The organism is Comamonas sp. 14P8.1.4, assembly GCF_057799285.1.
This window is the reverse complement of the sequence record NZ_JBYOKN010000004.1, coordinates 1-19,815: the sequence shown is the minus strand read 5'-3', so window position 1 is coordinate 19,815 and position 19,815 is coordinate 1. Positions and strand designations below refer to the sequence as shown.

Sequence of the window (19,815 nt, the reverse complement as noted above, 5' to 3'; positions counted from 1 at the left end):
TGCCAAGGCGCCTTCGGGCGCCTTTTTGCATAGTGCGCGGCCACTGGCTTGCGCTATGCTCATCACACCCTCACCTTTGATGGACTGCCATGCTCGCTTACGCAGACATTCCCCAGCTGATTGCGCAATGCCAAGGCCTGCCCCTGTCCACGCTGGAGCCCCGGCGCAAACTGCACCTGGGCAGTTGGCAGGAAGATTGGGAAGACAACCTGGCCATGCTGAGCAACTTTGTCGAGGAAGGCGCCTACGGCCTGCCCACGGCAGAGATGGACAGCTTTGAACTGCAAGACGCCTGCATGCAGTGGGACAACGCGGCCGAGACGGCCTCCACCGTGCTGCGCCTGGCGCTGGATCGCGGGGTGCCTGCCCATGCCCTGCGCCCGCTGTACCTGAGTGTGGTCTCCGTCTGGCGCGAGTACGCCCACGTGCTGCAACAGACCCGCGAACAGACCCGCGATGCGGGCAGCGCCCACACCCGCCAGGCCATCCGCCCGGACACGACCGAATACCCGTTTGCGCTGCAGCTGCTGGCCCTGGGTGTGCTGCTCGATGAGCAAGGCGAAATCCCCGCCGTGGTTGAACACCTGCTGCACTTTCAAAGCGACCGTTTGCTGGACTACCTCAGCGCCGCCGCCACCGGGCTGCAAGAGGCCTCGGACGAGTGCTTGCACCCCAACCCGTTCGCTGGTCTGAATGACTTTCTGGACCAGTACGGCGAAGTGCTGCCTGACCCGCTGCAACCCTACCTGGCACAGCACTACAGCCAATTTTTTGCGTTGTCCGCCCGCGAGCAAAAACAGCACCCGCGCCTGACAGGCCCGCAAGCCTGGGGCTGGTGGGCCCTGGAAGTGGGCGCCCTGGTGGTGCTGTATGACCTGGATGACAGCGCGCTGCGCGACAACCCACACTACCCGGCCGACCTGGTGGATTACGCACTGGGCGTGCGCGACTGAGCGCTGCGGCGCAACGCAGACCACGGCTGGCGTACAGCCATTGCAGCGGGCTCACCAACCCACGCCATATAGCCACCGGCCATATACACGCAAAGAATTATTCTTTGCGTGTATATCTACAAGGCAGGACAATTACGGCTTCGCCACAGCCGTGGCCTTTTGCATCTGTCCAAGTACGGCGGCACCCTATGAAACACCGACAACTCCTCGCATTGGCGCTGGCCCTGAGCAGCAGCTGGGCGCTGGCTGCGCCTGCGCTGCTGACACCTGCCGAACTCTCTCCCCTGCTGCAGAACCCACAAGTGCGGGTGATCGACATTCGCACCCCCAAAGAATTTGCTGGGCAGCACATTCCCGGTGCTGTCAACGCCCCCTACGGCCAATGGCGCGGCCCCGCCAGCAACCCGGGCGAGCTGCCCGACCACGCCAAGCTGGTGGCGCTGCTGCAGTCGCTGGGCCTGAACGCCGATACGCACGCCGTGGTGGTTTCGCACGGCAAGGATGCCACCGACTTCGGCGCCATGGCCCGGGTGTACTGGACGCTCAAATCGCTGGGCCTGCGTGAGCTGTCCATCCTCAACGGTGGCCTCAAGGCCTGGGAAGGCGCCAAGCTGCCGTTCTCGAACGTCGCCATCCAGGTCGCCCCCAGCACCTATGCCCCCACGTTCGACGCCAGCTGGCTGTCCACCCGCCAGGACATCCAGCAGCACATCACGCTGAGCAACGCCGTGCTGGTCGATTCGCGCCCCGACGCCTTCTACCAGGGCAAGACCCAGGCACCCGCGGCCAAGCTGGCAGGCACCCTGCCCGGCGCCGTGCAGCTGGACTTCAACCAATGGTTTGAGCCCAAAAGCAGCCTGTTTGTCGACACCGCCAAGGCCAAGGAAATTGCCGCACGCATTCAAGTGCCCCAGGGCCAGGAAGCCGTGGCGTTTTGCAACACCGGCCACTGGGCTGCGACCGACTGGTTTGGCCTGAGCGAAGTCGCCGGCATTCCCAACGTGAAGCTGTATGCCGGCTCCATGGTGGACTGGACGCAGCAACCCGACTTTCCGCAGCTGCAAAACGCCCCGGGGCGCGGTGAGCAGTTGCTGCGCTCCACCAAACAGTGGTGGGAACGCAAGCTCAACTGAGCGCAGCCCAAACACCAAACCATAAAAAGAGAGCGGCCAGCGCTTGCCATTCCTTCACTTCAGATAAGAAATGAATGAAAACGCAGCAAACACCAGCGCAAGCTGCTCCTGTTTTAAATACATACCGATAAGAGAGGCTGTCTTCTGATGAAGCGATTACCTTTGGCCATCCTCATGGCCGTGTTCTTTGGCTGGCTGCTGTGGTCCGTCTCCGTGCGCCAGGCGGCACTGTTTGCCGTGGGTATCGGCCTGGGCGCCGTGCTGGCGGGCAAACGCTTTGGCTTTACCACCGGCTGGCGCATGCTGGTGGAAGACAAAGACCCCTCGGGCGTCTTCGGTCAGCTGCTGCTGCTGGCCCTGGCTGCCTGCCTGGCCATGCCGCTGCTGGGCCACTTTCCCGAGCTGACCGCGGCCCTGGGGCCACCCAGCGTGAGCCTGCTGGTCGGCGCTTTTGTGTTTGGCCTGTGCATGCAGATTGCCGACGGCTGCGGCAGCGGCACGCTGTACAAGGCGGGCATGGGCATTCCCATGAACGCGGCCATCCTGCCCGTGTTTGCGATTGGCAGTTTCCTGGGCAGCGTGCACCTGGACTGGTGGCTGGACCTGGGCCGCACCGCCCCTGTGGGCTTGGTCAGCGCATGGGGCTGGGATGTGGCCCTGGCCGCCACCTTGGCAGCCCTGGCTGTGGTCGCCGCCGGCGTGAGCTTTTACTGCAAGCGCGCCAACCTGAAAGCGGGCCTGGCCCCCAAGCCCCTGTTTGTGCGCAAATGGATGATCGGCGCCGTGCTGCTGGCCCTGCTGGCCACGGTAAACTTGCTGATCGCAGGCCAGCCCTGGGGCGTGGTCTACGGCTTTGGCCTGTGGGCCGCCAAGATTGCCAGCGCCAGTGGTGCTGTGGATCTGTCCGCCAACTGGTTCTGGAGCCAACCGGGCAACGCCGCGCGCCTGAGCGAGACGGTGCTGCTGGACGTGACGTCCATCACCAACATCGGCATTTTGGCGGGCGCCCTGTGGGTTAGCGCGCACAAACCCGCCAACGCCAAGCCGCTGACGGCCCAGCAGTGGGTGGTTGCGTTGGTGGCAGGTCTGGTGCTGGGCTACAGCTCGCGCCTGGCCTTTGGTTGCAATGTGGGTGCCATGTTCTCCGGTATCTCGACCGGCTCCATCCACGGCTGGATCTGGGTGCCGCTGGCGTTTGCGGGCACCATCTTTGGCCTGCGCATTCGTCGCCATTTCGGTTTTTAAGAAAGAGAGCACACCATGCAAAAAGCCAATGTGCTGCGCACCGCGTTCTGGGTGATCTTGGTGGCCTTTGTGGCCTGGGATTTCCACCACTCCAAGCCCGTCGATCTGCGCTATGAAGCACCGCTCATCGCCGCAGGCTCGGGCGTGGCCGTGCAGGGCGGCCACTGCTCCATGCCGGATTGAGCCCCCCCGCACCCGCACTCCCAAGGCCGCTTTTGCGGCCTTTTTTGCGCCTGCCCGCCACCACATCGCAGGCCAAGAGTGCAGGCATCGCTATGCGGCACACCAAACCGATTGCATGCGTAAAAGTCATCAATATCAAGGCTTTCGCCCTCTTCCATACCGCTTTGCAGGCCTAATTCGTGCTTGTGTATGTAACAAAAACCATTCAGCATTAACAATCTGCCACAATTTCCGACATAGCTATAAGTGGCAGACCTTATGCACTGGTCATTCATTCACCATGCACAGACAGATGTGCACCTCTGAAGAACACAGGTTTTAGACATGCAAGCAATAAAAAAAATCAGCATCCGCACCAAGCTCTGGCTGCTCGTCGCAGGACTGCTGGTACTGACGGTGGGCATCACCGCCGCACTGGTGCAGCAACTCAACACCAGCAACGAACGCCTGGCAGACATCTACAACAACCGCGTGGCCCCCATGCAGCAGCTCAAGATGATCTCGGACACCTACGGCATCAAGCTGGTCGAGATCACCAACAAGGTCTACAACCAGCAGATCCTGGCGGACTCTGGCAAAGAGCAGCTGAGCACCCTCAAGACCAATGCCGAGCACACCTGGAAAGCGTACAACGCAACCGCAATGACGGCCGAAGAAAAAGAGCTGGCCGACCGCGTCAACACCTTGATCGAGGCCATCACGCCCCGCATCAATGACTTGCTGCGCCTGTTTGACCAGGAAGACCATGACTCCCTGGGCTCCTTCATCGAATACCGCCTGTTCCCCAGCGTCAGCCCTCTGGCGGCCAATTTGCAGCTACTCTCCAGCATGCAAGAACAACTGGCGCTGCAAGCCTATGAACAGGCACAGTCAGCGCTGACCCAGGCCATCACCCTGGCCGCCGCCGCCGTGGCTGTGGTGCTGATGCTGGCGCTGATTGGCGCCACACTGCTCATCCGCACCATCACCGCCAGCCTGGACCGTGCCGTGCACGTGGCCGAAACCGTGGCCAAAGGTGACTTGAGCTCGCACATCGAAGTGACCTCCAGCGACGAGCTGGGCCGCTTGATGCAAGCCCTCAAGAACATGAACGACAACCTGATCGGCATCGTCAACCGCATTCGCGAAAGCAGCGAGTCGATCGCCACCGGCTCCACCCAGATCTCGACGGGCAACAACGACCTGTCGCAGCGCACCGAAGAGCAAGCCAGCAACCTGCAGCAAACCGCTGCCAGCATGGAAGAGCTGGCTTCCACCGTGCGCCACAACACCGACAACGCCCAGCAAGCCACGGCCCTGGCGCGCAATGCCGCGCAAACAGCCAGCCAAGGTGGCCAGGCCATGGAGCAAGTCACCCGCACCATGGAGACCATCTCCTCGAGCTCGCGCAAGATTGCCGACATCATTGGCGTGATCGACGGCATCGCCTTCCAGACCAACATCCTGGCGCTGAACGCCGCCGTGGAAGCGGCACGCGCCGGCGAACAAGGCCGTGGCTTTGCCGTGGTGGCCGGTGAAGTGCGTGCACTGGCTGGCCGCAGTGCCGAAGCCGCCAAGGAGATCAAGCAGCTGATTCAACAAAGCGTGAACCAGGTCACCGAGGGCACACAGCTGGTGGATGCCACCGGCCAGACCATTGGTGAAGTGGTGCGCCAGGTGCAAAGCGTCTCCACCCTGATTCAGGAAATCAGCAACGCCAGCCAGGAACAAAGCCAGGGCACCGGCCAGGTCAGCGATGCCATTGCCCAGCTGGACCAGGTGACCCAGCAAAACGCTGCACTGGTTGAAGAAAGTGCCGCCGCAGCCAACAGCCTGAGCCACCAGGCCGCAGAGCTGAACGAGCTGGTTGCCACCTTCAAAACCGGCACAGGCAGCTCGGCACGCTTTGCCACCCTGGCGCCCAAGCTGGCACCTGCTGCTGCTGCGCCCCAGTCGGTCGCGGCTGCCGTGCCCGGCGCCAAAGAACCCATGATGCTCAGCTGAGCGTCACCGCACACCCAAAAGGCCTTGGCGTTTGCCAAGGCCTTTTTTATGGGGTTATGGGGTGATTGCCATCAATCCAACTCGCGCGTTTGTGCCATGCGGCGCTGGGCCCAGCGCTGCAGCACACGCGGCAGCACCACTAGCGCCACCGCCAGCAGCAGCAGAGTCAGCGCCAGCGGTTGCTGCACAAAAATCGCCCAGCTGCCATGCCCCACGGCCACCGCTTGGCGCAGCTGGACCTCTGCCAAAGGCCCCAGTGCCAGGCCGATCACCAAAGGGGTCAACGGAAAGTCAAAGCGCCGCATCGCTACGCCCAGCAACCCCAGGCCATACAGCAGCAGCAAATCCCCCACGCTCTGGCGCATTCCATACACGCCCGCCCCCGCCAGCACCAGCATGCCGGCATACAGCTGTGGCCGTGGAATGCGCAGCAGCACCGTCCACATGCGCACCAGCGGCATGTTCAGCACCCACAGCATGGCGTTGCCAATAAACAAAGAGGCCAGCAGCACCCAGACCAGGGTGTGGCCACTGGTGAACCACTGGGGGCCGGGCATCACCCCGTAATTTTGGAAAGCCCCCAGCATCACGGCGGTGGTGTTGCTGGTGGGAATGCCCATGGTCAGCAGCGGAATGAGTGCGGCCGTCACCGTGGCGTTGTTGGCCGCCTCGGGGCCCGCCACGCCCTCAATGGCGCCTTCGCGCCCGAACTCCGTACGGTATTGCTCGCGCACCATGTAGCGCTCGGAGGCATAGCTCACATACGTGGGCATATCAATACCGCCCACTGGCACGCAGCCAAACGGCATGCCAATCGCCGTGCCGCGCAGCCAGGGCCGCCACGATCGCTTCCAGTCCTCCGGCGACAGCCGCACGCGCCCCACCGTGTTCAAGGTGCTGCGCACATGGCCTTCATACATGGCCGCGTGCAGCACCTGGGCCACCACAAACAGGCCCACGGCCACCAGCACCATGTCCACCCCGTCGCGCAGCAAGGGCTGCCCGCCCGTCAGGCGCTCGACACCACTCACGGACTCCGTGCCCACACACGCCAGCGCCAGTCCCACAAACAGCGCGGTAATGCCTCGCAGCGTGCTTTTGCCAATCGCGGCACTCACCGCCCCCAGGGCCAGTACCATCAGCATGAAAATTTCTGCCGGCCCGAGCTGGCTGGCCACGCCGGCCACCCACGGCGCCAGCGCCACCACCAGCACCGCCGCGAGCGTGCCCGCAATGAAGGAGCCCACCGCCGCCGTGGCCAATGCCACACCTGCATGCCCATTGAGCGCCATGCGGTGGCCCTCCATGGCGGTCACCATGCTGGCACTCTCGCCCGGGGTATTGAGCAGGATGGACGTGGTCGAGCCGCCATACATGCCGCCGCAGGCAATGGCGATGAAGAAGATGAACGCCGCAGTGATATCCACATGGAACGTCATGGGCAACAGCAGCGCCACGGCCACGGAAGGGCCAAACCCGGGCAGCACGCCCAGCGCCGTGCCCAGCACACAACCGGCCAGCGCCCAGGCCAGGTGCGCAGGCGTGCAGGCCACCACCAGCCCCTGCCACAGTGCATGCATCACATCCATGGCAACCACCCCGCAGGCAAGCCAATGCCCAGCACACGCGTGAACAGCGCATACACCACCACGGCCAGCACCAGGCCCACAGCCCCATCCTGCGCCAGGCGCGGGCCGTTGAGGCGCAAATCCGGCTGTGCGGCCAGGCGTAGCCCCTGCAGCGCCAGCACGTAGCACAGCGCTGCTGCAATGATGAAACCGCTGTAGCGAATCAGCAGTGCACTAAGCAGCAGCCCAGCACTCACCCAGACCCAGGGGGTGAGCTGCAGGCCCGCCGCCCCCGTCAGTGCGGCCAGATTGCGCCAGCCGCCGTGGCGGGCCTCCCACACCAGCCACAGACCACACAGCAGCAGCACCGCCGCACACAGGCCTGGCACCAGGCGGGCACCGCCATCTTCCAGGGCAGGCTGCGCGGGGATCTGCCACACGCCCCAGGCCAGCACCAGGGCCGCCAGGGCCACGGCCCCCCCCACGCCGGTCTGCCACGCCGTAGAAGGCAAAGCGGGCACATGTCCCCTTTCTGCAGCCGATGTCTGCGCAGGCGCTGCTGCGTCTTGTTCTGTCATGTCACACCCCTCTGTTCGATGGCCGGGCCAAATCAGTCAGCACACAGGCTGCCACCGGCACGCCCCTGCTGTTCTGCGCAGGATCAAGCTTGCTTGGCTGCCGCATCATCCCGTTCATCGGCAGGCACACCGCTGGTAAAAACCCGCATTGCGCCACGCCAGCCTGCAGACAGCGCCCCCATGGCCGGCCACATCCGGGACAATGTGCGCATGAGTGAAATTTCTTCCATGCGACTGGATAAATGGCTGTGGGCGGCCCGTTTCTACAAAACCCGCAGCCTGGCCGTGGAGCAAATCAGCAAGAACCGGGTGAGCGTCAACGGCGCCGCAGCCAAGGCCTCGCGCGAAATCCGTGTGGGTGACCGCATTGCCCTGCGCCAGGGCGACACCCCCAAAACCGTCACGGTACAAGGCCTGAGCGCCATGCGCGGCCCGGCCCCGGTGGCCCAGCAGCTCTACCAGGAAACCGCCGACAGCATGGCCGAGCGTGCACGCCTGGCCGAGCAGCGCCGCCTGGCCCCAGAGCCGGCCAGCGCCATTGCCCAGCAGCACGATGGCCGCCCCACCAAACGCGACCGCCGCGACCTGGAGCGAACACGCCACCAGTGGGATGACCGCTGGAGCGCCAGCTGGGACGGGCAATAACCCCCCGCGCCCCGTTGCCCCCCCATGCCCGGCCAACGTCGGGCCAACACCAAGCCAATGCCGGGCTCGGTGCACCCACGAAAATCACCGTTTGTCGGAACTTTTGCGCAAAAGCTGTTCCAATCCCTTGCTATTGATTTGTGAACACCAGCCGTAAAGGCTGCAAGGGATTTCCGTGATTTTTTCGAAGTTCTCAGCGCGCAGTGCACGCGCTGTCCTCGCGTCCACCCTGGGCGCTGCCGTACTGAGCGCCTGCCTTGGCAATGCCAGCCCCCAGGCCGCCAATGCAGCGCCCCAAGCAGCGGCGCCTGCGGCCACCGCCGTCGCCGCCAACCCCACGCAGTTTCAGGACTGCCGCCAGTTCTTTGCCGATGGCCAGCCACCGGCTGTCAACTTGCAGGCACCGCTGCGTGCGCTGTGCTTTGAGGCCTTTGCCATCTTGCACAACGGCAACACCCGCACCCCCGTGTTTGTGGCCCAGCGCCTGAACAAGGCGCTGGTGGCCGATGCCGACGAAAAGCGCACCAACAAGTTCTACGCCGATGCCCGCCTGCCGCGTGCCGAACGGGCCGAGCTGAGCGACTACAAGGGCTCGGGCTACTCGCGCGGGCACATGGCCCCGGCAGGTGACATGCCCAACGCCCAGGCTATGGCACAAAGCTTCTCGCTGGCCAATATGGTGCCCCAGTCCATCAAGCAAAACGGCGGCCCCTGGGCGCAGATTGAGCAAGACACCCGCCGCTACGCCAGCCGCGCCAAGGGCGATGTGTTCATCATCACCGGCCCCGTGTATGAAGGCCGCGTGGACACCGTGGGCGCCAACCAGGTGGCCATTCCTACCTATCTGTACAAGCTGGTCTACGACGCCACCACCCACCGCGCCTGGGCCCACTGGCAGCCCAACCGCGACGATGCGCGTGTGAGCAAGCCCATCACCTATGCCGAGCTGGTGCAGCGCACAGGCATTGACTTTCTGCACGGCGCACCGCTGCAGTAAGCCCACCGCCGCCTCACCGCGACCCCATCAGCGCTCTTCGGAGCGCTTTTTTTGGAACTAAACAAGGTGCAGGCGGTGCGCTCAGCGTTTTAAAAAAATCCATAAAAACAGGCTTTAGCCCTTATGCAATCAGCGCTAGCAGCTATGGTTTAAAGACTTACACCGTACCCAGTGCTGGGGTGGCCATGTCCACCACATCGCAGCAGTCGGCGGGCAGTGCCAGCCAGCGTTGCGCGGCCGCCTGCAGCGCGGGCAGTGCGCCCGTGGTCAGCAACCGTATCTGCGTGGCCCCTGCCTCCAGCGGCGGCGTGCCCACAGGCTGCGCCACCACGGGTTCAGGGCGCAACGTCTGCGCGCGCTCCAGCAAACGCCGTGTCTGGCGGGCGACGGGGGCGCCGGTGTCGATGAGCTGCACCTCAGGCCCCAACAAAGCGCGCAACTCATCCTTGATGAAGATGTAGTGCGTGCAGCCCAGCACCAGCGTATCCATTTCGCCCGTTTTCAAGCCAAAAGCGCCCAAAGCGCTGATGTAGCGTGCGCTGAGCGCTTCAATTTCTGATGACTCACCCGCCGCAGCACTGGGCTGCAACGTGCTGCGCTCGATCGCGCGCGCCAGCCCATCACAGGCCTGCACATGGAACTGCACGCCCTGGCTGTGCTCATCCAGCAGTTTCTTGAAACGCCGGCTCTCCACCGTGCCGCGCGTGGCAATCACGCCCACATGGTGGGTCTGGCTGGAGGCCGCTGCCGGCTTGATGGCCGGCTCCACCCCGATCAACGGCAGCTCCGGCATGGCCGCTCGCAGCGACTCCACCGCCGCCGCTGTCGCGGTGTTGCAGGCAATCACCAGCGCCTTGATCCCGTGCTGCGCACGCAGGTGCTGTGCGATCGCGTGCGTGCGCGCCGTCACAAACGCATCGCCGCGCTCACCGTACGGTGCATGGCCGCTGTCGGCCAGATAGACAAAGTGTTCGTGGGGCAGCTCTCGGCGCAGGGCTTGCAGCACGCTCAGGCCGCCAATACCGCTGTCAAAAACGCCAATGGGCGAAGTGGCCAAAGTCATGGAGCAAAAGTAGGGGTCATGCAGGAAAGCGCCAAGTATGCGCCCGCCCGCCCCGCTGGAGACAGCACCGCCGCCACAAATCCCTGCACACACCGGGCCTGCGGTGCACAGCGCAGCGCCGCAGGCAGGCGCCGCCTACCCGTACCGCTCAGGGCATGGTTTCCAGGTAGGTGGCCACGGCCTGGATGTCCTGGTCCGACATGCCCTTGGTCACAAACGCCATGTTCGCGTCCGAGCGCACGCTGCTGCCGTCGCGGTAGCGCTGCAGCGTCAAGTTCACATAGCCGTAATGCTGGCCCGCAATGCGTGGCAAACGCTCGTTGCCATGGCCGTCTGCGGCGTGGCAGTTGATGCAGATGCGCTCGTAGTAGGCCTTGCCCTTGGCGTGCAAGGCCTGGTCCTTGGGCGCGCGCGCGGGCAACTTTTCTTTTTCGTAGAACAGCACCATGCCCACCATTTCATCGCGGTTCATGGCTTTGAGAATGCCCTCCATGAAGGCGTTCTTGCGTTCGCCTTGCGAGAACTGGCGAATCTGCTCGACCAGATAGGCCGGGTTCTGCCCATCCAGATAAGGCACTTCCAAAATCGCCTTGGTGTTGTGTGAACCGTGGCAATTGACACACACTGCCGCCACTTTTTTGCCCAGCGTATAGAGCTTTTGCGCCAGCTCCGGGCTGTCCTGCGCTTCATGCAAACGGGCTTGCAACTCGGCCTGGCTGATGGCTTTGCCAGACTGCGCGTGGGCAGCTGGCCACAGAGCCACCGACAGCAATGCAGCGCTGAGCGCAGTGGTGAAACAGGCGTGCAAAGAAGCAAATCGACGCAGGTGCATGGGGGTTCCAGGGCAGGCAGCAAGGCAGAAGCGTTTCATTATCTGCACATCCCCCGGCATTGCCAGACCCGGCGAACGGGTACGCCAAAGCTTGATCTAGTCACTTGCCAAAACGCCCAAACTGCGTTCTCAGGCTACCTGCACCACCCCCAACAATGCGCGTATGCCCCAATACGAAGCCATACACATTTGGTTTCAACTACGGTTTCGCACGGTCGTGCTTTTACGACTGTTCCGCAGCTTTCCCTCACCTTCAGAGACCGCCATGAAGCAAATCAGCGTGACTAAAAAGCTATGGCTCGGTGTCGCCTGCATCGTGCTGGGTGCCGTCGCCATCGTGGGCCATGCGGGCTACAACTCGGCGGCCCACCAGAAAAAGTCCAACCAGCAAGACAGCCTGCTGTCGCAGCGGCTGGACCAGGCCTCGCAGTGGAATGCGCTGTCTCTGGTCAACATCGTGCGCACACAGGCAACGCTCACCAGCAGCGACCCGCAGGATGCGGCCGAGTTTGCCGCCCAGATCCAGGGCACCCAGCAGGCCATCGGCACGCTGCAGCAGGCGCTGCAAGCCAGCAGCACCAGTGCGCAGGATCAAAAAGAACTCCAGCAGCTGACACAGCTGCGCCAGACCATGCTGACCCAGGCTGAGCTGGCCCAGCAAAGCAAGGCGGGCAGCGCCCCCGGCACCAGCCCTGAAGCCGCCCGCAACAGCTTTCGCCGCGCGGCCGATGCCTACACCAGCGCCCTGACCCAGTATGTGCAGCAGCAATCCCAACACCTCACCCAGATGCGTGCCGACATGGGCGCAGCGCGCCAGGGCGTGGTGCGCGCGGCGGCCATCAACATGGTGTTTTTGCTGCTTGGCGTAGCAGTTGGGGCCTATTTGCTGATTGGCAATATCCGCCGCTCCATGCAAGAGGCCAACCACATCGCCGAACAGATTGCTGCGGGCGATCTGCGCACCCACTTCCAGACCGACCGCCACGATGAATTTGGCCAGCTGCTGCAATCGCTGCAGCGCATGAGCCAGTCGCTGTCCAGCATGATTGGTGATGTGCGTCAAAGCGGCGACGCCATCACGCTGGCCAGCAGCGAAATTGCCTCCGGCAACCAAGACCTGTCGCAGCGCACCGAAATCACCTCCAGCCATCTGCAGCAGGCCGCCGCCGCCATGATGCAGCTGACCCAGACCCTGCAGGAGACCGCCAGCAGCGCCCAGCAGGCCGCAGGTCTGGCGCAGCAAGCTTCCGGCGTGGCCCAGCGCGGCGGCGCCGTGGTCAACGATGTGGTCGAAGCCATGACCGACATCCACGGCCGCAGCCAGAAGATTGCCGACATCATTGGCGTGATCGACGGCATCGCTTTCCAGACCAACATTCTGGCGCTGAACGCCGCCGTGGAAGCGGCGCGTGCCGGTGAGCAAGGCCGTGGTTTTGCTGTCGTGGCCGCCGAGGTGCGCACCCTGGCCCAGCGCAGCGCGCAGGCCGCCAAAGAGATCAAGGAACTGATCCAAGCTTCGGTTGACCGCATTGGCGACGGCGCACGTCTGGTGCAGACCGCTGGAAGCACCATGACCGAGGTGGTGCAGTCCATCCACCGCGTGACCGAAGTCATGCACACCATCAACACCAACGCTGCCGAGCAGCGCGACGGTGTGGCCCAGGTCAATGAAGCCGTGGGCTCACTCGACCAGATGACGCAGCAAAACGCGGCCCTGGTGGAAGAAAGCGCCGCCGCTGCCCACAGCCTGCGTGAACAGTCTGAACAGCTGCGCGCGCTGGTACAGCGCTTCAAGGTAGAGAGCGAAAGCCAAGCCTGGGCCAGCACACCCCAGCCGCCCCTGCCAGCGCAGCACACCGCGCGTGTACGGCCTGCGGTGCCCGCCAGCATTCACTCCCCCGGCACACCACACCACCAGGCAGCCCGCAGCCCGCGTGCGGCCCCGGCCTTGGGCGATTCACAGCGCCCTGCCCCTGCAGAAAAAACTATTTCATAGCTGCCAGCGCAGGCTGGATATGGGCAAGAAGCCTTTTTAAGGCGAAACCTGCCCCTGCGTGCCACCCCACAAAAAAAGGCATGCACCATGCAGCCTTTTTTGATGGAAGTGCCACCGCAGGCCCTTAGCCGCCGCGCACCATGCTCAAAATCTTGGCCGTGTTCAGTCCGCGTGCGGTTTCCTGCATCTGCGGCATATAGCGCGCCTGCAGCTGGCGACCGTCTTGCATCACATGCTGGTAGGCGTCTTTGAGCATGTCCGTGCTCAGCGTGCGGCCACCGGCGTAGTACTGGTTGGCCACATGGCCCAGGGCGTAGGTGCTGGCAAAGCTCATGCCGCTGCTCACCGCCTGTTTGCCCAAGCCACCCAGCAAACCGCCCCCTACCTTGCCCAGCAGGCCACCCAGCAGCTTGCGCCCGGCTTCCTCCAGGTACTGCGAGGTCAGTCCCACACCCAGCGCGGCCAGCAGGTCTTTGATGTGGCCCTTGTCCAGCTCATAGCCGTAGCTCTTGCCGATCTGGTAGACCAGCCGCATCTGCAGCGGAATGATGGCCAGCGTGGACAGGTTTTCAGGCAACAGTTCGATGGCACCATTCAAGATGGCAGCTTTCAAAATGTTGCTGTCCATCTCAGCGGCCGACAGTGCACCGGGGCGGCGCTGGGCCGCCGTTTGCGGCAGTGCATCTACCGTGGCGGGGTGCGGCACGCTCAGGCTGGCGGGCAGTTGCACGGTGGCTTCAGAGACGGCCGCCGTCTGCAGCGGCGCATCGGCCACAGCATGGGCCTGTGCATCAAACTGGGCGTAAGCGCTTGCCACGCCTGCGCTGACAGCTACAGCAGCAGGAGCAATACCTCCGGGTGTAGTGGCGGTTGCCATGGCCGCAGCTGTGGCACCGCCCATGCCCAGGGCGGCACGCAGCTGCGCCAAAAAGGCGTCTTCCTTGGCGCTGGTATGGCCATCGGCATCGCATACGCACACGGCCATTTCATAGGCCAGTTGCCGTGCTTCGGCGCTGCCCAGGCGTGCCGCCGCAGACTCCAGGTTCACGCGGCGCAGCAGCACATCCTGGTACAGACCGGGCAGGTTGATGGCCTGCTCGCCGGCCAGGCCTTCGGCCACCTGGCGAATTTGTTCACGCTCGCGCTCGTGTTTTTCACCATCGGCAAACGAAGCCAACAAGCACAAGGTCAAGGTGGCGCGGATTTCATCGTGTGTCATGGAACAGGTCCCCAAACTGGTAGATACAGCGCCGTTGGAGCGCCGCAGCCCGCACAGGTTCCGCACATGACGTTCACTGACAAAATAAATAGCGCGCAAGCCATTTCTGCATTGCGTTTGGAGCTATACAGATTGGCAGAGCTATTCGACCGTGGCGTCCATGGCGGGCTCCGCCCACCCCTCGGGCAGCGCCAGGCGCACGCCCGTCACGCGCAGACCCCAGACGCTGCGTTGCAACTCCAGCAGCGCATCCATGGGCACACGAGGCAGGTGCGCGTAATCGTCCTCGTCAATGCAGAACTCGAACAGCATGTGCTTGAGCTCCTGCACCCGGAACTGGTAGCGGCAGCTGTAGCGTCCGGTGCTGCGGTAGGTTTGCACCGTGGCCCGCTGCTCGGCCGGCTGGCCCACCAGTTGGTTAAAGGCCCAGGGCAGCGTCATGGCCACATCCACCCACAGCACAAAGCCCAGCAAACCCACCATCAGGGGCAACATCAGCACCCGTTTGACGGGGCCATAGTCTTCCCACGGGCCTTCCGGCTTCCAGTCGCCGTTGCGGTACAGCCAGCGCAGCCAAACAGCCCCTACCAGCATCAACACCACGGTGATGTACAGGCCGATGCGCTGCACCTGCGGTGCCGGCACAAAGCTGCGCACACCCAGCAAGGGCACCATGGCCATCACCATGACCAGCAAAAACACGCTGATCAGCCATTTTTTGCGGCGGGACGTGTCTGCCCGCCAGAACCAGCGCTGCCAGCCCTGCCCTTGTTTGACTGCCATTTTTTTGTTTCTATAAATCCAACGACTGCACAGCTTAGCGCCTACGCCATCAGCACCCTTCTCAGACTGCCCTTGCGTTGCCCGGCATAGCACATAGCTAGGGCCACAGCCCAACCTTTGGCGGCATGCATCAACTCGCCGGATAGCGGTGACAGGTGCCACGCACGCGATTTGGCAGACGCTGCGTGCGCACTGCCCAAAACTGCACACACGCCACGCTGCAAACTGCAGGTTTGCGATTGCGCCCAAGGGCGCAGCCGCCGACAGTACGGTCTTTAGGCTTGGACAAGCAACGATATATCCAGCGTTGTGCGCATGGTGCTCCAAACAAGCGTGCTCAAGTGCGCCCAACGCCTGCGGGTGCCTATCCGCAAAGTTTGCAGCACATGCACTGGCGCCACGACACAAGGCCGTTGCTACCAATGGCGATATGACGCTGGCAAGCAGCCCTGAAGTCCACGACTTCTTACCCCTGCTGGGTGCTGTGGCGGCATGCGGTGATCTGCGCCGCTGCAATCCAACGTCAAAAGACGTAGCTAACAGCGCTTTATTCATCAGCGCTACAGCCTTTTTAATTTAAAAAACCTCACGCAGGCGGTTTACGCATGCCGATATGCGCAATGCCGTCCTCGTCGTACACATCGCCCACCGCGACAAAACCCAGAGCGCCGTAAAAGTCCTGCAAATAAGCCTGCGCACTGATCTCAATGCCTGCGTGCGGGTAGTGCGCCTGCGTGCCACGCATCGCCTCCTGCATCAGCAGGCGGCCCAACCCCTGGCCCCGGTAAGCGGCCACGGTCAGCACCCGGCCAATGGAAGGCTGCGGGTACTTCCAACCCGCATCCACCACGCGCGCATACGCGGCCAGCTGCCCATCGTGCAGCAGCTGCAGGTGCCAGGCATGGGCATCCAGCCCATCAACATCTTGGTAGACACACGCCTGCTCCACCACAAACACCGCAGCGCGCGCCTGCAAAATTGCATGCAACTGCGGTGCAGTCAGCGTCTCTAACCGAGACCAGATGTAAGTCACTGCCATGTCTGCACCTTGCTTGCCAGCTTCATCATTCACACCGCACAGCTAGAGCCAAGGCGCCAGCGCGGCCTCCCAGCCATACAGGTACAGCACCACCATCGTGCCCAACTGCACCAGCCACCACAGCGCGTGCAGCAGCAACACGGCCCGGGCCGCCCAGCGCCACACCGGCTGGGCATGGTGGGCACTGCTGCGCCACACGGCCGTAGCACACACCCCAAAGAACACCAGCAAGAGCAGCACCACCACCCCGGCAGCCCCCATCAACGTGGGCCAGGCGTTCTCGCTTTGCATCCAGGCACTGGGCAACTGCCCCATCAACCAGACCAGCGTTTGCGCCAGCACCACCACCAGCAGCACATGCATGCCCACGTACAGCAGCCAGAACGTTTTCCACAGCGGCTGGCGTCCCTGCCACCAACTGCTGGCGCCGCTGTAGCGGTGGTCTACAACAATGTCTCCCATGGCAACCTCCCTCGCGTGTCTGTGAATGGCGGCTAGCTTGCCGCAAGCTGCACGCCTTGCCAAGGCAAGATGCAGCTACGTCTTCCATAGCTTTCAGCACTTGCCAGATAAGGGCTAGAGGCCTTTTTTGCTTTATTTTTTGCGAAACACCAGGCAGCGGTTGTTGGCGGGCATGGCGTGGTCAGCCTCCAGCCACAGGCCATGCTGCGCCGCCAGCGCCACCACGGCTTCCAGATCGCGAATGCCACTGGCCGCATCGCGTGCCTTGAGCCAGGCGTCAAAAGCGCGGTTGCTCTCGCTGGTGAAGGTGCCGCCCTCGTTGAACGGCCCATACACCGCAAACAGCCCGCCCACGGGCAGGTTCGCACCCAGCAAAGCCAGCAAGCGCTGCACCAGCGGCCATGCCACGATGTGCAAGGTGTTGCTGGTGAACGCCGCATCGAATACGCCCTCCTCGCTCTGGGGCCAGTCGCTGTCGCGCAAATCCATGGCCACAGGCAGACGCAGATTGGCGGCGGGCAGGTGCGCATGCCAGGCGGCAATGCCCGCATGCAACGCTGGCAACTCGCTGGTTTGCCAGATCAGATGCGGCAAGCGCGGTGCCAAGTACACGCTGTGCTGGCCCGTGCCAGAGCCGATTTCCAAAACGTGCTGGCGATCGGCAAACGCGTGCTGCAGCACGTCAAAAATGGGGGCTTGGTTGTTTTCGCAAGACTGCGCAAATGGACGAGTCATGCCGCACATGATGCCAGTGCGGCGCAGCGCTTATGCGGCACTGATTTTTGCCAATTGCCTGTCGTGCCAACGCGAGAGGCACAGCAACGCGGCCACCGCCCCCATCAGCGCAAACAACATATCGGACTGCGTATCCCAAGGGTCACCCTGGGTGCCCAAAAACTCATCGGCGCCCTGGCCCAGCGCCACTGCTGCGCCCCACTCGATCAACTCATACGTCGCGCTGATGGCCAGCACCACGCACACCACCACAAACGCCAGCATGCGCCGCCCCCGCACATAGGCCCCGCGCAGCAAAATCTCGCGCGCCACCATGGCCGGTACAAAGCCCTGCGCAAAGTGACCAATCTTGTCGTAGAGGTTGCGGTCCAAGCCCCACCACTCTTGCATGACAAAACCCAGCGGCACGCGCGCATAGGTGTAGGCCCCGCCGCCAATCAAAATCACCGCGTGCACAAAGATGCACACATACAGCAGCGTGGTCAGCGGAAAGTTTTTATACGTGGCCCACAGCACCGGCAACGCAATCAGCACCGGCAACACCTCCATCAGCCAGGTGGCCCGGTCGTACGGGGCCATGCCAGACGCCGCCAAAAGCAGCAAAGTCACGATCGCCGCGGCGATCAACCAAGGGGTGCGGGTGTGTACCATAGGCCGTCATTTTTCAAAGTTTCAAACCTGCCAAGCGTACACGCAGGCGCGACGGGTGCAGCCAGCGGGGCGCTGCAGGTGCAAGCAGATGGAACGATGGCACAGCGCAGCAGCTATGTAAATAAAAGCACCCAGCGCTCGCTGAATCAGCGCCAGCGCTAGTTCAATCCAATGTTTGGCATAAGGAGGAACGAAGCAGCACAGCCCGCTGGACACCCTTGATGGCAGCGTGACGCACCGACGACGCTACGGCGCCTTGGCGATGGGCTTCCATTGACCTTGGCCGATGGCAATCTCCCAGTCTCGCCCGTTTTTGCTGCGATGCGGGCTGATGCCCCCCGCGCACCCGCCGCCCGCACCCATCGGTGTTTTGCAGAACTCGACCGTGACGTACTCGCCGTCGTACTGCACACGCTCGCGACTGCACGCAGATGGGAGCGGGTAAGCACCATCAATTTCAGTCACATGCGTCCACGCAGTGACCACCCCTTGCTCGGGCTCCGCCCGATAGACCTTGCAATGCTTCAAACCGATCAGAACGACCTCTCCTCCACCCGGCACACCAATCCGGACAAGATCGCTGCCAAACGGGTTCTGAAGCGCAAGCACCCTCTCCCGCGCTTCGGCAGTCAGCTTCATCTGCTCGACCTCATCTGTACAGCCCGCTGTGAAGAGGGGCAGTAGAAGGATGAAGAGTAGTTTTGGAAGTTGCCGCATGCCGTATGAAAAAGTGAGCGCCTAGCGTTGAAGCCGAACCGCGAGCGGCGGCCTGCCGGCGCGAGTCGGCTTGAGCGCTAGCTTAGGCCGCGTACCTGCCAGGCAGAGCACTCCCTTAGACAAGCACATCTCGGATCGAACTGTCCTTTTCAAACTGCGCCTTGGCGAACGGACACAAAGGTACGACCTTGATCCCCGCGCGCCGGGCCCAGTCGACAAGCGCCCCGAGCAACTTGCGACCAACGCCCTGACCACTGAGAGACGCATCAACCGCTGTATGGTCAATGATGATCAGCGATGCATTGGTGCGGCTGTATGTCATCTCCGCCACGCGCTGCCCGTCCTTCCGCACAAAGAATGCGCCCTTTGATGCTTCGTCTTCGTGTTCGATCAAATGTTCCATAACGTCCTGACTGTTACCTAGGGTTGGATTGGAATTCGGCATGAGGCCTAACGTTCGACGTAAGGAGCATGCCGCAAGCAGGTCTCCTTGACGGAGGGCTTAGGGATGGCGACGGAAACCGAACTTGGCTGAAATGGCATAGGCGCCACCCGGCAAACCGATAAACACAATGAATAGACCTGCGTTCAAGAGCGACGGCTCAGCGCGGCTGCCAGAGGTGACCGGCCCACCGACTACTTGCGACCACAGATAACAAACGGCCAAGACGAACATCGCGCTGCCGACGACACTGCCGAAGAATTGGCGAACGCGGCCCGACGTTGCACATGCGATGGCAATGGCGAGGCAGAAGATGCCGAAGGCTACAAAGCCCGCCGGAGATGACGAAGTACGCGCCATAAGCAGTATCAATAGAGAAAAAAGGCCTGCTACAGAGCCGAGCAGCAGCCTAGCCCCTTTGCTCAGGCCACGGCGAATCGTTGTATTGGCGGCTTCGTACATGAGTCGAGTTCCTAGCGTTTGACTTTAGCAGGGCCGTCAGGCACCCGCTTGAAGGAAGGATTCGGCGCCTGCCGCGTGGAAGCCGCCAGTGCAGCGAGTATCTCTATGAACGGTAGGACACGCGGAGGG

General features: G+C 62.9%; 22 protein-coding genes. 9 read left to right on the top strand and 13 right to left on the bottom strand.

What is annotated here, in order from left to right; translation table 11 throughout:
• Positions 1-89 precede the first annotated feature (89 nt).
• The 5 genes from AC27VO_RS09355 (at position 90) to AC27VO_RS09335 (ending at position 5,497) form a co-directional block, all read left to right on the top strand.
• A complete protein-coding gene (locus AC27VO_RS09355) occupies positions 90-953 on the top strand; it encodes a PoNe immunity protein domain-containing protein (protein WP_488666449.1) in 864 nt (287 codons plus the stop codon).
• Between the two features lie 188 nt (positions 954-1,141).
• Positions 1,142-2,086: a sulfurtransferase gene (locus tag AC27VO_RS09350; protein WP_488666448.1), complete on the top strand. Its 945-nt coding sequence runs from the start codon at positions 1,142-1,144 to the stop codon at positions 2,084-2,086.
• A 147-nt stretch (positions 2,087-2,233) separates the two neighbouring features.
• Positions 2,234-3,331 (top strand): YeeE/YedE thiosulfate transporter family protein, encoded by a 1,098-nt coding sequence (locus AC27VO_RS09345; RefSeq protein ID WP_488666447.1) that lies wholly within the window; start codon positions 2,234-2,236, stop codon positions 3,329-3,331.
• A gap of 15 nt (positions 3,332-3,346) precedes the next feature.
• Complete coding sequence (locus AC27VO_RS09340) at positions 3,347-3,514, top strand: hypothetical protein (RefSeq protein WP_488666446.1); 168 nt, start codon at positions 3,347-3,349, stop codon at positions 3,512-3,514.
• Positions 3,515-3,838: 324 nt separating this feature from the next.
• Positions 3,839-5,497, top strand: a complete 1,659-nt coding sequence (locus tag AC27VO_RS09335) for a methyl-accepting chemotaxis protein (RefSeq protein ID WP_488666445.1) — start codon at positions 3,839-3,841, stop codon at positions 5,495-5,497.
• 71 nt (positions 5,498-5,568) lie between these two features.
• On the opposite strand, the gene AC27VO_RS09330 is transcribed toward AC27VO_RS09335, so the two are convergent.
• Both AC27VO_RS09330 and AC27VO_RS09325 read right to left on the bottom strand, forming a co-directional pair.
• Entirely contained in the window at positions 5,569-7,086 is a 1,518-nt protein-coding gene (locus AC27VO_RS09330) for a tripartite tricarboxylate transporter permease (protein ID WP_488666444.1), read from the bottom strand.
• Positions 7,077-7,643: a tripartite tricarboxylate transporter TctB family protein gene (locus AC27VO_RS09325; RefSeq protein WP_488666443.1), complete on the bottom strand. Its 567-nt coding sequence runs from the start codon at positions 7,641-7,643 to the stop codon at positions 7,077-7,079. Before AC27VO_RS09325 ends, AC27VO_RS09330 begins: the two co-directional genes overlap by 10 nt.
• Positions 7,644-7,853: 210 nt before the next feature.
• Between AC27VO_RS09325 and AC27VO_RS09320 the strand changes: the two genes are divergently transcribed.
• Together AC27VO_RS09320 and AC27VO_RS09315 are read left to right on the top strand one after the other, a co-directional pair.
• Complete coding sequence (locus AC27VO_RS09320; protein WP_488666613.1) at positions 7,854-8,288, top strand: RNA-binding S4 domain-containing protein; 435 nt, start codon at positions 7,854-7,856, stop codon at positions 8,286-8,288.
• Positions 8,289-8,532: 244 nt separating this feature from the next.
• A complete protein-coding gene (locus AC27VO_RS09315) occupies positions 8,533-9,285 on the top strand; it encodes a DNA/RNA non-specific endonuclease (protein WP_488666612.1) in 753 nt (250 codons plus the stop codon).
• A 157-nt stretch (positions 9,286-9,442) separates the two neighbouring features.
• Here AC27VO_RS09315 and murI read toward each other — a convergent pair whose 3' ends face one another.
• Together murI and AC27VO_RS09305 are read right to left on the bottom strand one after the other, a co-directional pair.
• Positions 9,443-10,348 (bottom strand): glutamate racemase, encoded by a 906-nt coding sequence (murI, locus tag AC27VO_RS09310; protein ID WP_488666442.1) that lies wholly within the window; start codon positions 10,346-10,348, stop codon positions 9,443-9,445.
• A 148-nt stretch (positions 10,349-10,496) separates the two neighbouring features.
• Positions 10,497-11,180, bottom strand: coding sequence for a c-type cytochrome (locus AC27VO_RS09305; protein ID WP_488666441.1), 684 nt, complete (start codon positions 11,178-11,180; stop codon positions 10,497-10,499).
• A 265-nt stretch (positions 11,181-11,445) separates the two neighbouring features.
• Between AC27VO_RS09305 and AC27VO_RS09300 the strand changes: the two genes are divergently transcribed.
• Positions 11,446-13,176, top strand: a complete 1,731-nt coding sequence (locus AC27VO_RS09300; RefSeq protein WP_488666440.1) for a methyl-accepting chemotaxis protein — start codon at positions 11,446-11,448, stop codon at positions 13,174-13,176.
• A gap of 124 nt (positions 13,177-13,300) precedes the next feature.
• Here the strand turns inward: AC27VO_RS09300 and AC27VO_RS09295 are convergent, their stop codons facing one another.
• Both AC27VO_RS09295 and AC27VO_RS09290 read right to left on the bottom strand, forming a co-directional pair.
• Positions 13,301-14,395: a TerB family tellurite resistance protein gene (locus AC27VO_RS09295; RefSeq protein WP_488666439.1), complete on the bottom strand. Its 1,095-nt coding sequence runs from the start codon at positions 14,393-14,395 to the stop codon at positions 13,301-13,303.
• Positions 14,396-14,536: 141 nt separating this feature from the next.
• Positions 14,537-15,178: a hypothetical protein gene (locus AC27VO_RS09290; protein WP_488666438.1), complete on the bottom strand. Its 642-nt coding sequence runs from the start codon at positions 15,176-15,178 to the stop codon at positions 14,537-14,539.
• Between the two features lie 430 nt (positions 15,179-15,608).
• Between AC27VO_RS09290 and AC27VO_RS09285 the strand changes: the two genes are divergently transcribed.
• Positions 15,609-15,758 (top strand): hypothetical protein, encoded by a 150-nt coding sequence (locus AC27VO_RS09285; RefSeq protein WP_488666437.1) that lies wholly within the window; start codon positions 15,609-15,611, stop codon positions 15,756-15,758.
• 6 nt (positions 15,759-15,764) lie between these two features.
• Here the strand turns inward: AC27VO_RS09285 and AC27VO_RS09280 are convergent, their stop codons facing one another.
• From AC27VO_RS09280 to AC27VO_RS09250, 7 genes are all read right to left on the bottom strand, one after another.
• Entirely contained in the window at positions 15,765-16,217 is a 453-nt protein-coding gene (locus AC27VO_RS09280) for a GNAT family N-acetyltransferase (RefSeq protein ID WP_488666436.1), read from the bottom strand.
• 42 nt (positions 16,218-16,259) lie between these two features.
• Complete coding sequence (locus AC27VO_RS09275; RefSeq protein WP_488666435.1) at positions 16,260-16,679, bottom strand: hypothetical protein; 420 nt, start codon at positions 16,677-16,679, stop codon at positions 16,260-16,262.
• A gap of 132 nt (positions 16,680-16,811) precedes the next feature.
• Positions 16,812-17,414, bottom strand: a complete 603-nt coding sequence (locus AC27VO_RS09270; protein ID WP_488666434.1) for a DUF938 domain-containing protein — start codon at positions 17,412-17,414, stop codon at positions 16,812-16,814.
• Positions 17,415-17,444: 30 nt separating this feature from the next.
• Complete coding sequence (locus tag AC27VO_RS09265; protein ID WP_488666433.1) at positions 17,445-18,065, bottom strand: DUF2238 domain-containing protein; 621 nt, start codon at positions 18,063-18,065, stop codon at positions 17,445-17,447.
• Positions 18,066-18,311: 246 nt separating this feature from the next.
• On the bottom strand, positions 18,312-18,704 hold the full coding sequence (locus AC27VO_RS09260; RefSeq protein ID WP_488666432.1) for a hypothetical protein: 393 nt from the start codon (positions 18,702-18,704) through the stop codon (positions 18,312-18,314).
• A 193-nt stretch (positions 18,705-18,897) separates the two neighbouring features.
• Entirely contained in the window at positions 18,898-19,227 is a 330-nt protein-coding gene (locus AC27VO_RS09255) for a GNAT family N-acetyltransferase (RefSeq protein WP_488666431.1), read from the bottom strand.
• A gap of 57 nt (positions 19,228-19,284) precedes the next feature.
• Positions 19,285-19,686: a hypothetical protein gene (locus AC27VO_RS09250; protein ID WP_488666430.1), complete on the bottom strand. Its 402-nt coding sequence runs from the start codon at positions 19,684-19,686 to the stop codon at positions 19,285-19,287.
• Positions 19,687-19,815 lie beyond the last annotated feature (129 nt).

Coding starts and splice junctions, on each gene's coding strand:
- AC27VO_RS09320 (WP_488666613.1), top strand. CDS start 7,854: ATGAGTGAAATTTCTTCCATGCGACTGGATAAATGGCTGTGGGCGGCC.
- AC27VO_RS09260 (WP_488666432.1), bottom strand. CDS start 18,704: ATGAAGCTGACTGCCGAAGCGCGGGAGAGGGTGCTTGCGCTTCAGAAC.
- AC27VO_RS09275 (WP_488666435.1), bottom strand. CDS start 16,679: ATGGGAGACATTGTTGTAGACCACCGCTACAGCGGCGCCAGCAGTTGG.
- AC27VO_RS09340 (WP_488666446.1), top strand. CDS start 3,347: ATGCAAAAAGCCAATGTGCTGCGCACCGCGTTCTGGGTGATCTTGGTG.
- AC27VO_RS09270 (WP_488666434.1), bottom strand. CDS start 17,414: ATGACTCGTCCATTTGCGCAGTCTTGCGAAAACAACCAAGCCCCCATT.
- AC27VO_RS09265 (WP_488666433.1), bottom strand. CDS start 18,065: ATGGTACACACCCGCACCCCTTGGTTGATCGCCGCGGCGATCGTGACT.
- AC27VO_RS09255 (WP_488666431.1), bottom strand. CDS start 19,227: ATGCCGAATTCCAATCCAACCCTAGGTAACAGTCAGGACGTTATGGAA.
- murI (WP_488666442.1), bottom strand. CDS start 10,348: ATGACTTTGGCCACTTCGCCCATTGGCGTTTTTGACAGCGGTATTGGC.
- AC27VO_RS09330 (WP_488666444.1), bottom strand. CDS start 7,086: ATGGATGTGATGCATGCACTGTGGCAGGGGCTGGTGGTGGCCTGCACG.
- AC27VO_RS09250 (WP_488666430.1), bottom strand. CDS start 19,686: ATGTACGAAGCCGCCAATACAACGATTCGCCGTGGCCTGAGCAAAGGG.
- AC27VO_RS09345 (WP_488666447.1), top strand. CDS start 2,234: ATGAAGCGATTACCTTTGGCCATCCTCATGGCCGTGTTCTTTGGCTGG.
- AC27VO_RS09305 (WP_488666441.1), bottom strand. CDS start 11,180: ATGCACCTGCGTCGATTTGCTTCTTTGCACGCCTGTTTCACCACTGCG.
- AC27VO_RS09335 (WP_488666445.1), top strand. CDS start 3,839: ATGCAAGCAATAAAAAAAATCAGCATCCGCACCAAGCTCTGGCTGCTC.
- AC27VO_RS09295 (WP_488666439.1), bottom strand. CDS start 14,395: ATGACACACGATGAAATCCGCGCCACCTTGACCTTGTGCTTGTTGGCT.
- AC27VO_RS09300 (WP_488666440.1), top strand. CDS start 11,446: ATGAAGCAAATCAGCGTGACTAAAAAGCTATGGCTCGGTGTCGCCTGC.
- AC27VO_RS09285 (WP_488666437.1), top strand. CDS start 15,609: ATGACGCTGGCAAGCAGCCCTGAAGTCCACGACTTCTTACCCCTGCTG.
- AC27VO_RS09290 (WP_488666438.1), bottom strand. CDS start 15,178: ATGGCAGTCAAACAAGGGCAGGGCTGGCAGCGCTGGTTCTGGCGGGCA.
- AC27VO_RS09355 (WP_488666449.1), top strand. CDS start 90: ATGCTCGCTTACGCAGACATTCCCCAGCTGATTGCGCAATGCCAAGGC.
- AC27VO_RS09280 (WP_488666436.1), bottom strand. CDS start 16,217: ATGGCAGTGACTTACATCTGGTCTCGGTTAGAGACGCTGACTGCACCG.
- AC27VO_RS09350 (WP_488666448.1), top strand. CDS start 1,142: ATGAAACACCGACAACTCCTCGCATTGGCGCTGGCCCTGAGCAGCAGC.
- AC27VO_RS09325 (WP_488666443.1), bottom strand. CDS start 7,643: ATGACAGAACAAGACGCAGCAGCGCCTGCGCAGACATCGGCTGCAGAA.